The organism is Oleomonas cavernae (assembly GCF_003590945.1).
GTDB lineage: Bacteria > Pseudomonadota > Alphaproteobacteria > Zavarziniales > Zavarziniaceae > Zavarzinia > Zavarzinia cavernae.
On sequence record NZ_QYUK01000011.1, the window covers coordinates 585521 to 598503 of the forward strand.

12 protein-coding genes are annotated in these 12983 nt (G+C 67.0%); 2 read left to right on the forward strand and 10 right to left on the reverse strand.

Going from position 1 to position 12983, the window contains the following annotated elements; all coding sequences use genetic code 11:
• Positions 1–10 precede the first annotated feature (10 nt).
• Positions 11–895, forward strand: a complete 885-nt coding sequence (locus D3874_RS06260; RefSeq protein ID WP_119777320.1) for a branched-chain amino acid aminotransferase — start codon at positions 11–13, stop codon at positions 893–895.
• Between the two features lie 114 nt (positions 896–1009).
• On the opposite strand, the gene D3874_RS06265 is transcribed toward D3874_RS06260, so the two are convergent.
• The 6 genes from D3874_RS06265 to D3874_RS06290 form a co-directional block, all read right to left on the reverse strand.
• Positions 1010–2746 carry a flotillin family protein gene (locus D3874_RS06265; protein ID WP_199698964.1) on the reverse strand — a complete coding sequence of 579 codons (1737 nt, stop codon included), beginning with the start codon at positions 2744–2746 and terminating at the stop codon, positions 1010–1012.
• Between the two features lie 13 nt (positions 2747–2759).
• On the reverse strand, positions 2760–3386 hold the full coding sequence (locus tag D3874_RS06270; RefSeq protein ID WP_119777321.1) for a YqiJ family protein: 627 nt from the start codon (positions 3384–3386) through the stop codon (positions 2760–2762).
• Positions 3383–3904, reverse strand: a complete 522-nt coding sequence (locus tag D3874_RS06275; protein WP_119777322.1) for a hypothetical protein — start codon at positions 3902–3904, stop codon at positions 3383–3385. The genes D3874_RS06270 and D3874_RS06275 overlap by 4 nt, the downstream gene beginning before the upstream one ends.
• A 117-nt stretch (positions 3905–4021) precedes the next feature.
• On the reverse strand, positions 4022–4846 hold the full coding sequence (locus D3874_RS06280) for a C13 family peptidase (protein ID WP_119777323.1): 825 nt from the start codon (positions 4844–4846) through the stop codon (positions 4022–4024).
• Positions 4847–4855: 9 nt separating this feature from the next.
• Positions 4856–6235, reverse strand: coding sequence for a glutamine synthetase family protein (locus tag D3874_RS06285; RefSeq protein WP_119777324.1), 1380 nt, complete (start codon positions 6233–6235; stop codon positions 4856–4858).
• Positions 6232–7611: an aspartate aminotransferase family protein gene (locus tag D3874_RS06290; RefSeq protein ID WP_119777325.1), complete on the reverse strand. Its 1380-nt coding sequence runs from the start codon at positions 7609–7611 to the stop codon at positions 6232–6234. Before D3874_RS06290 ends, D3874_RS06285 begins: the two co-directional genes overlap by 4 nt.
• A gap of 121 nt (positions 7612–7732) precedes the next feature.
• Here D3874_RS06290 and D3874_RS06295 point away from each other — a divergent pair, with 121 nt between their 5' ends.
• Positions 7733–8575 (forward strand): aminoglycoside phosphotransferase family protein, encoded by an 843-nt coding sequence (locus D3874_RS06295; protein WP_158595867.1) that lies wholly within the window; start codon positions 7733–7735, stop codon positions 8573–8575.
• Positions 8576–8729: 154 nt separating this feature from the next.
• Here the strand turns inward: D3874_RS06295 and D3874_RS06300 are convergent, their stop codons facing one another.
• The 4 genes from D3874_RS06300 to D3874_RS06315 form a co-directional block, all read right to left on the reverse strand.
• The gene (locus tag D3874_RS06300; RefSeq protein WP_119777327.1) at positions 8730–9524 is read right to left on the reverse strand and encodes an ABC transporter permease; all 795 of its coding nucleotides are present in this window, start codon (positions 9522–9524) and stop codon (positions 8730–8732) included.
• Entirely contained in the window at positions 9521–10405 is an 885-nt protein-coding gene (locus D3874_RS06305) for an ABC transporter permease (protein ID WP_119777328.1), read from the reverse strand. Before D3874_RS06305 ends, D3874_RS06300 begins: the two co-directional genes overlap by 4 nt.
• 1 nt (position 10406) lies before the next feature.
• Positions 10407–11480: an ABC transporter ATP-binding protein gene (locus tag D3874_RS06310; protein WP_119777329.1), complete on the reverse strand. Its 1074-nt coding sequence runs from the start codon at positions 11478–11480 to the stop codon at positions 10407–10409.
• Positions 11481–11661: 181 nt separating this feature from the next.
• Positions 11662–12804, reverse strand: a complete 1143-nt coding sequence (locus tag D3874_RS06315; RefSeq protein ID WP_119777330.1) for an extracellular solute-binding protein — start codon at positions 12802–12804, stop codon at positions 11662–11664.
• Between the last annotated feature and the right edge of the window lie 179 nt (positions 12805–12983).

The following is a 12983-nucleotide window of genomic DNA, read 5'->3' on the forward strand; positions in this document are numbered from 1 at the left end:
GGATCCGGCCATGGCAACCCAACCCTTTGACGATCGCGACGGCTTCATCTGGTTCGATGGCGAACTCATCGACTGGCGCGACGCCAAGGTCCACGTCCTCACCCATGCCCTGCACTATGCAAGCTGTGTCTTCGAGGGCGAGCGGGTCTATGGCGGCACGGTGTTCAAGCTGACCGAGCATTCCCAGCGCCTGGCCGATTCGGCCAGGATCCTGGGCTTCGAACTGCCCTACACGGTGCAGGAGATCGACGACGCCACCCGCGCCGTGGTCGCGGCCAACGGCATCGTCGACGGCTATGTCCGCCCGCTGGCCTGGCGCGGCTCGGAGATGATGGGCGTCTCGGCCCAGGCCAACAGGATCCACGTCGCCATGGCCTGCTGGCTGTGGCCGTCCTATTTCTCGCCCGAGGCCAAGCTGAAGGGCCTGCGCCTGGCCATCGCCGACTGGAAGCGCCCGTCGCCCGACACGGCGCCGACCAGTTCCAAGGCGGCCGGCCTCTACATGATCTGCACCCTCTCCAAGCACAAGGCCGAGCAGGCGGGCTTCGACGATGCCCTGATGTTCGACTACCGCGGCCAGGTGGCCGAGGCGACCGGCGCCAACATCTTCTTCGTGAAGGACGGCAAGCTGCACACGCCCAAGCCCGACTGCTTCCTGGACGGGATCACAAGGCGCACGGTCATCGATATCGCGAAAAAGCATCAGATCGACGTGGTCGAACGGGCGATCATGCCGGGCGAGATGGAAGGGTTCGAGCAGGCCTTCCTGACCGGCACCGCGGCGGAAGTGACCCCCTTGCGCGAGATCGGCCCCTATAATTTCGAAGTCGGCACGATCACCCAGACCCTGATGCACACCTACGACGACCTGGTCCGCGGCAAGCTCAGGGACTAACAATCGTCATCCCGGCGAAGGCCGGGATCCATTGCCGTGGCAGTCAAGATCCATCTCGCGTTCCACCACCATGGATCCCGGCTTTCGCCGGGATGACGATTGAGGTTACTGACCTTACTCCTCCGCCTTCCGGCCGATCTCCGGCACCAGGCCGTCCAGGCCCTTGCCCAGGCCCAACTCGCCCAGCAGGCGGTCGAGCAGGGGGGCCTGGGTGCGGTAGCGCAGCGCCGCGGCCACGGCCTTGTCGGCCAGGTTGTCGCCGGCTTCGCCGTTGCTCTCGGCGCCTTCGGTGGCCTTGCCCAGGCCGCCCATGTCGACGATGCGGATCGAGTCGATCTTCTCGATCGGCTTGACCATCTGCGCGACGATGGCCGGCAGGGCCTCGACGATGCGCAGGCGCAGCTCCAGTTCCACCATCTTCTCCGACAGCGAATTGCGCGCCTCGTTCAAGGCGCGCTGGCCCGCCGAGTCGACCTCGTAGCTGCGCGCCCGGGCATCGGCGCGGATCCGCTCGGCATCCGCTGACGCCTGGGCTTCGATGCGCAGGGCCTCGGCGCGTTCATCCGCTGCCGTGCGGTCGGCCTCGGCGCCGACGGTCACCTTCAAGGCTTCCTTCTCGGCTTCCTTGCGTGCCTCGGTCAGTTCGACCGCCTTGCGCCGTTCGGCCTGTTCGATGGCACGGGCGGATTCGACCCGTTCATCGGCGCGCACTTCCTCGGCCCTCGCCAGCGCCGCCGCGGCTTCCGCAGCGGAGCGGGCCTTGGACTGTTCGGCGATGGCGATTTCCGATTGCTGGCGGGTGATGGCGACGGTCTTCTCGGTCTCGATCTTCACCGTCTGGACCTGCTGGTCGGCGGTGATGCGCGCCTGCTCGGCCGAGGCTTCCGCGGCGACGCGGGCTTCCGACTGCTTGGCGATATCGATCTGGGACTTCTGGCGTTCGATCTCCAGGTCGCGGTCCTTGGCGATCTTCACCGTCTCGACCTTGCGCAGCGCCTCGATGCGGGCGTTCTCGGACAATTGGTCGGAGTCGGCTTCGCGCTTGGCGATTTCCATCTTGGCGGCGGCGCGCATGAAGGCGATCTCGCGTTCCTGGGCCAGGGTCGCGTCCTCGCTGGATTGCTCCAGGCTCAGCTTCTCGCGGGTCGCCTCCAGGTTCTTGCGCTTGATCGCCACCTCGGTGTCCTGCTCGATGACGAAGCGTTCGCGCCGCTTGATCTCGGTCTTCTCCTTCAACTTGGTCAGGCCCTCGGCATCGAAGGCGTTTTCCGGGTTGAAGAATTTCTGGTCGGTCTGGTCAAGGCCGGTCAGCGAGGCGGATTCAAGCTCCAGGCCGTTCTTGGACAGATCCTCGGCCACCACGTTCTGCACGCTCTGCACGAAATCGGCGCGCTTCAGGTGCAGGTCTTCCAAGGTCATCTGGGCGGCGACCGCGCGCAGGGCGTCGACGAACTTGCCCTCGACCAGTTCCTTCAGGGCCATGGTGTCGTTGGTGCGGGTGCCCAGGCTCTGCGCCGCCATCTGGATCGCGTCGCTGTCGCGCTTCACGCGGACGAAGAATTCGACCGTCACGTCGGCGCGCAGCTTGTCGTTGGTGATCAGGGCCTCGTTCTCGGCCCGGCGCACGACCAGCTTCAGGGTCTTGAGGTTCACCGCGGTGATCTCGTGGAACACCGGCAGGACCAGGGCGCCACCGTCCAGGATCACCTTGGACCCACCCAGGCCGGTGCGCACGAAGGCCATTTCCTTGGAGGCCCGGCGGTAGAGCCGCGCGAACACCAGGCCGATGGCGAACAGCAATACCAGGCCCAGGATGACGGGCACCAGGATGGTCGGGATCATCTCTTCCATGGTCTAATCCTCCTCAGATCTTGTCGGCATCGGGCATGGCGGCGGCGGTATAGACGGTGCCTTCCCGGGCCAGCAGCACCACGCGGGTGCCGGGCGGGTGGGATTCGCTGTCGATCGCCGGGCGCACGCGGACGTAGTGGGTGTGACCATGGGCATCGCGCACGCGCGCCTCCGCCGGGCTGCCCGAGCGGGCCGTGCCCGTCGTCACTTCGGCGATCCGGCCGACCAGCGAATCCTGTGTGACGGCTTCCGTTTCTTCACGCGGCAGCACGCGGGCGACCCCGATCGACAGCCAGCGGGTGGCGAAGATCGCAGGCGGCAGGGTGACCAGGCCGGCGAGCCAGGCGGTCAGCGGCACGCCGTTCGAAAAATGCTCAATTATTGCCTGCAGGCTCAGGCCGATCGCGGCGAAGGCGGCGCAGAATTCGGCGATCAGGATCAGCAAGGGCACCTTGCCCAGACCCAGCCAGTCGAACACGCCGGCATCGCCGTCGACATGGGGCGCATCGGCATGGTCGCCGTGCCCGCTCAGCGACAGGCCGGTCAGGGTGCCGATCAACTCGATCGCGACCAGTGCCACCAGGAACACGATGGCGATGGCAAAGGGCGTATTCGGGCCGGAAAAGATCTCGTGGATCATTGGTCCTCAGGCTTCAGGGCGGCGGTCAGGATGGCATGGCGCGCCACTGTATTCTGTGTCGCCCGCCACAAAGGCAGCGTCGTTTCAACAAAATGACGGCCCCAGGCCGCCGCCGCGTGCTCCGCCCTGAGCGCGGCTTGGGCGGCGGCCAGCAATTGCAGGCGCACGCTTTCCTCGCCGCCGTTGGCGACGGCGAGCGCTTTCGCCTGGTCGGCGATCCAGTCGATGGTGGCCGCCCGGCCCTCGGCATGGGCGATCAGGTCGCGCAGGCGGCCGGTCATGGCGACGACGGCATCGTCCGGGCCGGCCTGTTCGCCGGGCACGCGGCCCCAAAGGCGCCTGATCAGGCTGCGGCGGGCGGGCGGCAGGCTCAACCGCGGGACGACCTCGCGAATGGCGGCGATCATGGCGCCGCCGGTATCGGCCCCCGCGGTCAGATCAGCCAACGCCTGGGTCAATGCCGCAAGGCTGTCGCCGGTGGCCGGCGACGTTGCTGCGGTTGAGGATTCGCGGATCATCCTGGCCCTTTCCCTGAAGCACAGGATGCCGCAGGGAACGTCACGGGGCGAGACCCCGATCGCGTAAAAGATGTGATTGTGCCGACCCGGCTTCAAGCAGGGTTGCGCCGATTTTCATCAGCGGTCGCGGAAACGCAGGCGTTCGAGCGTCGGCGCGACGCTGCTCCCCAAGCTGATCTGGGGCAGGGACGGGACGAAATTCTCGGCTTGCTCGCGCCGTGAAACGCAAACGCGGGCAGCCTCCGCCAGGGCCGGGAAGTTGCCCGCGGCAGGGAGATTCTGCAAGGTGCAGGCATCGAAATAGGGATACCGGTCATCTTCGCTGCAGCCAAACGACGACCGGTCGGCCCGCGCTGCGGCCACCACCAGGCGGTTGGGGGCCGATAGCGCGGGGAGGAAGACGCCCGAGTGACAGGCGGAGATGACGACCACGGTGGGGCGGCCGGCACAGGTTGAATCCAACAACTGCGCCATCGCCCACGGCGCGATCAGGTCGTGGCCCATCAGCACGCCGTCCTCGCTGCCATGGGAGGTGATGTAGACCAGGCAACCCTCGCCGGCCCGGGTCAACAGGCGGCCGAGGGTCGAGGCGACGTCACCGAAACGGCTGGCTTCCGCGACAGGATCCGGTCCCGGGCCGGCTGAGAACTGGCGGATATTGGCGGGCGAGAAACCGGCCCGCACGAAGGCTGCGCTCAGGTCGCGCCGGGCATTGTCGAAGGTCGCGCTGGGCACGCCTTCGCCCGACCGCCAGTCGCCGGCGACCACCACCGCGGCCCAGTTGGCAAAGCCGGCGGCGTTGCCCGGCGCCGGCGGCGGGACGGGTGCTGCCGGGGCCGCGATTGGCGTCGGCAAGGCACCCGACGCCTTCTGGCCATCGGCAGCACAGCCCGCCAGCATCAGCAGGCCAAGCAGAACCGGGGCAACGCGCCAAGACCGCATCTAACCTCCTCAGGCGTTACGCAGGTACCAGGTGTAGTCGAGTGCCGTCACCTGGGCGTTGAAGCGATCGAGTTCCGCCCGCTTGATCGCGGTGAAGACATCCGCGTAGCGGGCACCCAGATAGTCGCGCATCAGATCGGAGGCGGCAAACAGGTTGATGGCATCGTTCCACTGGGTCGGCAGGCGCTGTGCCGTTTCGGCATAGCCGTCCTTGATCACCATGGCCGGCGGCGTGAGCTGCCTGGTGATGCCATGATGGACACCGGCCAGCACCACCGCCGCTGCCAGATAGGGATTGGCATCGGCGCCGCAGACCCGGTGTTCGATATGCCGGCTCGAGGCCGGGCCGATCGGCACGCGCACGCTGACCGAGCGGTTGTTGACACCCCAGCACGGCGCGATCGGGGCGTAGGAACCCAGGCGGAAGCGGCGATAGGAATTGGCGTTGGGGGCGAAGATCGCCGTGCCCGCTTCCATGGTCTCGATCAGGCCGGCGATGGCCTGTTGCATGATCGGCGGGCCGGCGGGCTCGACGCTGGCAAAGATGTTCGTCCCCGCCGCGTCGTTCAGGCTCAGGTGCAGGTGCAGGCCCGAGCCGGTGCGGCCGGTGAAGGGCTTGGCCATGAAGGTGGCGATCAGGCCGTGCTTCTGGGCCACGCCGCGGATGGTGCGCTTGAAGAAGATGGCATCGTCGATCGCCTTCATGGCATGGGGCTGGTGGCGCAGGGTGATCTCGAACTGGCCGGGCGCGAATTCGCTGATCGCGGTTTCGGCCGGCAAGCCTTGCGCATCGGCCGCCGCCTGCAACTCGGTCAGGAAGGCGCCGAATTCCTCCAGCGCGTTCAGCTCGTAGACCTGGGTGGTGACCAGCGGCCGGCCGGTCAGCGGCGAGGAGGCGAGCCTGATCATGCCGTCATCGCCCAGCTTGGGATCGACGACATAGAATTCCAGTTCCGCCGCGACCACCGGGGTTGCGCCCAGCGCCTCGTAACGCTTGACGACACGGGCCAGGGCATGGCGCGGATCGGCTTCCTCGGGCCGGCCGTCGAGGTGATGGACGGTCAGGATCACCTGCGCCGTGCCGGCAAGCCAGGGCGCCCGCTTCAGCGTGCCGGGCACCGGGAAGGCGAGACGGTCGGCGTCGCCTTCCTCCCACACCAGGCCGGTCTCGTCGACATCGGCGCCGGTCACGTCCAGGCCTAAGATCGAGCAGGGCAGGGGGCGGCCGTTGACGTAGACCGAGGCGAGCTCGTGGGCGCGCACGGTCTTGCCGCGGGCAACGCCGCTGGTATCGGTCAAGACCAGTTGCACCGCCGTGATATCGGGATTGGCGGCCAGGAAGCGGGCGGCTTCGGCGCCGTCGGTGGCGGCGGGGTGGGGGGTGCTCACGATTCAACTCCGGAAATCAGGGCGTCGCAGGCGCCGGCGACGGTCGCGACCAGATGGTCGACATCGGCAATGGTGGTCGCGGGACAGGTCAGGGTCATGTTGTGGAACGGCGCGATCAGCACGCCGCGGTTCATCAGGTAGAGGTGAATAGCTGCTTCCAGCGGCCCGTGCATCGCCTTGGCCGCCTGCGTGCCGTTGCGCGGCGGGGTCGGGCCGCAGACGAATTCCGCGCGCGCCCCCACCGCCGAGACGTGCCAGGGCAGGCTGCGTACTTCGATGATCCGGCGCAGCCCCCGCTCCACGCCTTCGGACATCGCCAGCATCTGGGCATAGGCGGCCGGGGTCATGACCTGTTCCAGGTTGGCCCGCAAGGCCCGCATCGCCAGCGCATTGGCCGACAAGGTGGTGCCCATGCCGGAATGGCCGGGGCCGGTCCTGGCGCGGGCCGCCTTCATCGCCTGGGCGACCGCCGCGGTGAAGCCCCAGACGGCGCAGGGCACGCCGCCGGCGATCGCCTTGCCGACCACGAAAAAATCGGGTTCGAGCCCGTGGGCGCGGGTCCAGCCGCCCGGCCCGGTCGAGATCGTGTGGGTCTCGTCGATCAGCAGCAGCGTACCGGTCGCCCGGGTCAGGCGGCGCACGCCGTCGAGGAAGCCCGCTTCCGGCAGGACCATGCCGATGTTGGTCAGCGCCGGTTCGGTGATGACGCAGGCGACATCGCGGTCCGCCAGCGCCGCTTCCAGCGCCTCGAGATCGTTGAATTCGACCACCTTGGCGACGGTCGCGATGTCCGTCACCTGGCCCAGCAGGCCGGGCCGGTGGATGGCGCCGCCGTCGGCATCCAGGCGCAGGAAGGTCTCGTCCACCGTGCCGTGATAGCAGCCGTTGAACACCAGGATCCTGGGCCGGCCGGTGATGGCCCGGGCCCAGCGCAGGGCAAAGCGGTTGGCATCGGTCGCGGTCGAGGCGACCTGCCAGAACGGCAGGCCGAAGCGCATGGCCAGCAGTTCGCCCACCGCCGGCGTATCCTCGGTCGGCAGCATATAGGTCAGGCCATGGCCGCCTTGCTCGGCCAGGACCCTCAGGATCGGCTCGGGCGAATGCCCGAACATCGAGCCGGTGTCGCCCAGGCAGAAGTCGCGATACCGGTTGCCGTCGACATCGGTCAGGCTGGCGCCCTGGGCCTTGGCCACGAACAGCGGGAAGGGCGTGCCCCAGTCGGTCATCCAGTGCAGCGGCACGCCGTCGGGGAAGTGCGCGCGGGATTTCTGGCCCAGGGCCGCCGACCTGGGGTGGGTGGCGACGAAGCGTTCGGTTTCCCGGGCCAGCACGGAATCGATGTGGCTGGACTTGATTCCGGCGACGAGGGCATCCATTCAAGAACCTGAAATTTTACAAAGCCGGCCGGGATGATGCGTCGACGCCCCTGAATTGGGCAATAGGATCATGAAGGAAGGCGTGCTAGGTGCCTTAGGGGCGCAAGGAGGGTTGGGGCCGTTGTCGGACGAAATAGCAAGGCAGGCGGTGGCGGATGTGTGCGATGGGCTGGCCGTGATCGGCCAGGGCCAGCGCGCCACCCTGTATCGCCTGGCCGATGGCCGGGTGTTGAAGCTCTACCATCCGCAGATCCCCGACGAGGTGGTCCAGGCCGAATACGCCTTGTCCCAGGCCGCCAACCGGGCCGGCCTGCCGAGCTGGCCCGTCCACGAGCTGATCCTCGAGGGCGGCTGGCGCGCGCTGCTGGGCGATTTCGTCGACGGTCCCAGCGTCAGCGACCAGATGCGTCGGCGGCCCTGGCGCATCCCGCGGCTGCTGCGGGCACTGGCCGCGATCCAGGCCAGGCTGCACACCACGCCGGTGGTCGTCGAACAGCCCGCCCGGCTTCACGATCCCAAGCGCATCAGGGGATTCTTGCGGGGCCTGTCCGCCCCCTTGGCGGCGCTGGTCGAGCGCGAGGTGGCGGCGGCGGCCTCGCAAGGCTTCTGCCATGGCGATTTCCACGGTGGCAATGTCCTGGTCAGCGCCCGGGGCCTGATCATGATCGATTGGGACCGTGCCGGGCGCGGCCCGGTCGCCGCCGATGTCGGGCGCACCCTGGCCTGGCTGTCGCTGGGGCCGACTGACAGCCGCAGGATCGGCAAGGTGGAACTGGCGTTCCGCAACCGGCTCGCCGAAATCTACCTGGCCGAATATTGCCGGCTGACCGGCACGCCACCGCGCCCGATCCTGGCCTGGCTGATGTTCGAGATCGTCCGCCGCCGCCGCGAGCAGGAAAGCGATCCGGCCATCAGGCGCCATCTCAAGCACCTGGCCCGGAGACTCCGCCGGGCGGCGGCGTGACGGGCATATAGCCCTCTCCACCCTTCAGGGGGGAGAGGGTTGGGTGAGGTGGGTTGGTGGCATAAAGCTCGCTTTGGCCCAAGCCACCACCTCACCCTCCCCGTCGCTACGCGCCGGGTCCCCTCCCTCTCCCCCGCAAGCGGCGGAGAGGGCCTTAAGGCGTAGCCGGCGTGCGGCGGCGTTTCAGTTCATAGAACACGGCGCCGAGGATGGTCAGCGCGATCAGGATCAGGCCCAGGGCATTGACCGCCGGGGTGACACCGGTACGCACCTTGGAGGCGATGTAGACGGTCAGGGTCGTGTCGATGCCGCGCACGAACATGGTCGTGTTGTAGTTCTCGAAGGATTGCAGGAAGGCCAGGAACGCCGCCGCGATCAGGCTGGGCGCCAGATAGGGCAGGGTGATCCGCCGGAACACCATGCCCTGGGTGGCGCCGAGGTCGAGCGCCGCCTCTTCCAGGGTGCGGTCGAAGCGCTCCAGCCGGGCCGCGACCATCAGCATGACGTAGCCCGAAATGAAGCTCGCCTGGGCGATGATGGTGAGCAAGGGCCCGCCGCCCACACCGAAGCGCTCGCGCCAGAAGATCAGGGTCGAGATGCCGATGATCACGCCGGGGGTGAGCAGGGGCGAGACCATGATGCCGTACAGCACGGTGCGGGCGCGCTTGTGCACCGATTGCAGGATCAGCGCGGCGGCGACCCCGGTGGGCACGGCCAGGGCGATGACGCCCAAGCCGATGACGATGCTGGACCACAAGGCGTCCCACATCTTGCCGTCGGTGAACAGGGCATCGAACCACTTGGTGGTGAAGTCGACCCAGGGCGTGATGGTGGGGAAGCGGCTGTCGTTGAAGGTCGCCAGCCCCATGATCACCAGGGGCAGGAACAGATAGATCAGGAACACCGCCAGATAGGCGCGCATCACCGGCGAGGAATGGTTGCCGTTCATCGGGTCAGCTCCCCGAGGCTGACCTTGAAGGTCCGCATCATCACGCCGATGAAGCCGATGCACATCAGCAGCAGCAGGAAGGCATAGGCCGCCCCCTGGTTCCAGTTCCCGCCTTCGAAGAACCAGTTGTAGATGATCTCGGTGAACCAGCGGCTGTTGGGCGAGCCCAGCAGGGACGGCACGGCATAGGAGCCGGCGGCCAGCATGAAGACCATGATGCAGCCCGTGGCGATGCCCGGCTTGGCATGGGGCAGGACCACCCGGCGGTGGATCCGGCCCCAGGAGGCGCCCAGGTCTCGCGCCGCCTCGACCTGCGCCGGGTCCAGGCTTTCGATGGCGTTGTAGAGCGGGAAGACCATGAACAGCAGATAGGCATAGACCATGCCGATCATCACGCCGGCGTTGCCGTCGAGGAACCGCACCGGTTCATCGAGAATGCCCAGCCAGACCAGCACGGCATTCAGGGGTCCGGCATAGGCCAGCACGATGTACCAGGCAAAGGTGCGCAGCACCTCGTTGATCCAGAACGGGATCACCAGCACCAGCATCAGCCGCGCGGCCTTCGGCCCCTTGAGCTCGTAGGCGAGGTGGAAGGCGATCGGGTAGCAGACCACCAGGGTGACCAGGGTTACCAGGGCCGAGGCGACGATGGTTTTCACGAAGATGCCGAAGTGGATCGAGTTCGCCCACAGCGTCTCGTAATTGCTCAGCGTGTAGACATCTTTCTCGGTGCCGATCTCGCTGGGCAGCAGATTGGGCTTGAACGAGAAATCGATCATCAGGATCTGCGGCAGGACGACCTGCATGACGATCCAGAACGCCACGATCAGCAGCATCAGCCCGCCCAGGGGCCAGCCATGCCGCTTGAACAGCATGGTCATGTCAGGCCTCCGCCGGCAGGGCGACCGCGTCCTCGACCCGGAACGAGACGGTGAAACGCTCGCCGGGTGCCACACTCAGCGCGCTGCCGGAATTGGGCACCTGGACCAGGAAGGGGGCGCCATCGTCGAGGCGGGCGACCAGGTGGATATGGGCCCCCTCGAAGCTCGAATTCTCCAGGGTTGCGGTGACCCGGTTGGGGCCGCCGCCGTCGCCCAGGGTCAGGCGTTCGGGGCGGACGAACAGGCCCAGCTTCTCGCCCGCCTGCGGTTCGCGGGTCAGCCGCGCGCCCAGCGGGCCGAAAGCGGTTTCCAGCACCGCGAACTGCGCCTCGGTGCGCACCAAGGTGCCGGCGACGCGATTGGTCTCACCGACGAAGCCGGCGACGAAGGCGGTCTGGGGATAATCATAGAGTTCGCTGGGGCTGGCGATCTGCTCGATCCTGCCCGCCCGCATCACGGCGACACGGTCGGACATGGCCAGCGCCTCGCCCTGGTCGTGGGTGATGTAGATAAAGGTGACGCCGGTACGCTTCTGGATCGCCCGGAGTTCCGCGCGCATGTGCTGGCGCAGCTTCAGGTCCAGCGCCGACAGCGGCTCGTCCAGCAGCAGCACCTGGGGCTCGACGGCCAGGGCGCGGGCGATCGCCACGCGCTGGCGCTGACCGCCGGAGAGTTCGGAGACTTTCTTGTCGCCCTGGCCGGGCAGGGCGATCAGCTCCAGCAATTCATCGGCACGCTTGCGCCGGTCGGCCTTCGACAGGCCGCGCACCTCGAGCCCGAAGGCGATGTTCTCGGCCACCGACATCAAGGGGAACAGGGCCAGGTTCTGGAAGATCATCGCGGTCGGCCGCTTGTTGGGGCCGATGCCGCGCATGTCCTTGGCGCCGATCGAGACGCGCCCCTCGGTCGGGTCCATGAAGCCCGAGACCAGCCGCAGCAGCGTGGTCTTGCCGCAACCCGACGGCCCGAGAAAGGAGAAGAATTCACCCGCCTGGATGGTAAGCGTCGCGTCCTTCACGGCAACGAAGTCGCCGAAACGCATGGTGACGTGATCGATCTCGACAGCGGCGGTCATGCGGTACCCTTAGGTCAGGATGAACCCCTTAATCGTCATGGCCGGGCTTGTCCCGGCCATCCACGTCGGCAAGCTGCCTCTTCCGTCAACGGGCTTGGCGGCGTCCCGACGTGGATGCCCGGCACAAGGCCGGGCATGACGATGAGACTTGGGCCGACGCCGAATGGCGACGGCCGGTTTCTTACGCCGCCAGGAACTTGTCCTGGTATTCGTTGCGCTTGCCGACGTACCAGGCGGCCTGGGCCGGCCACCACCACAGCTTGTCCAGCGCGTCCTTGGGATAGGCGTCGGCGAAGAACTTGCTGGCCGACTCGGGCAGGAACTTGTCGGCACCCTTGGCCACCGGGTTGAAGGCCAGGGGGGCGACATATTCGGCCGAGTTCTTGGGCTCCAGGAACCAGTTCATCCAGGCATAGGCCTGGTCGAGGTTGGCAGCCTTGGCCGGCACGCAATAGCCTTCAAGCCAGGCGAAGGCGCCTTCCTTGGGGGCGAGATAGCCGACGTCCTTCTTTTCCTTGATCAGGGCGGCGGCGGTCTCGTCCCAGTTCTGGCCGATGGTGCAGCCTTCGACCAGGTAGGCCGCGGTCGCCTCATTGCCGTTCGACCAGAACTTGCCGATGTTGCCCTTGTGGGCGACGGCGAACTTCAGGATCTCGTCCCAGATCGCCTTCATCTTGGTCTCGTCGGCAAAGCCCTCCAGGAAGGGATGGGGCAGCTTGCCTTCGGCGTCGAGATAGCGGCCGACGCCGGCCAGGCCCGAATGGCCGCGCACCGAGACCTTGCCCTTGTACTCGTCCTTCCACAGGTCGCCCAGGGAGAAGCCGTATTCGATCGGTGCCTTCTTCTTGTCGAACAGGATCGCCTCGGTGCCCCAGTCGGCCGGCGACATGTAGCGCGCGCCCGTGCCCACGCCGGCCTTGCCGCCCGTGCCCGCGGCGGGGCCCGACAGCATGTTGTCGACCTTCAGCTTCTTCTCGTCCAGCGGCTGGACCAGGCCCAGCTCGACATAGTTGGCGACGCGGTCGACGGTCGGCATGACCACGTCGAAGCCTTCGCCGTTGGTCGCCTTGAGCTGGTTCAGCAGCTCGTCGTTGGTGCCGTATTCGGTCAGGGCCACCTTGATGCCGGTGTCGGCCTCGAACTTCTTCAGCAGTTCAGGGGTGAAGTGGGCGGACCAGGCGAACACGCGCACTTCGCCCGACGAAGCCAGGGCGCGGCGGGAAACCAGCGCGCCTGCCCCGGCCACGAGGCCGACCGCGGCGGCGGATTTCAAAAGGGTACGGCGATTGAACGCCGCGGCTGCGGACAAGGTCTTGTCGATCATCTTGAGGTCTCCCCAACCTATTGGGCCATCGCATGTTACAGCGGCGATGGCGGACAATAGGCTGTTGCTGTGACCGCCGTGTGACAAGAAAATACTGCGTACCCGAGTGCGATTCTTATGCTGCGTCGCGGTATTTGTGGGATTACGACGCGCTCGTCGGATTTCTGAAACTGGTGCTG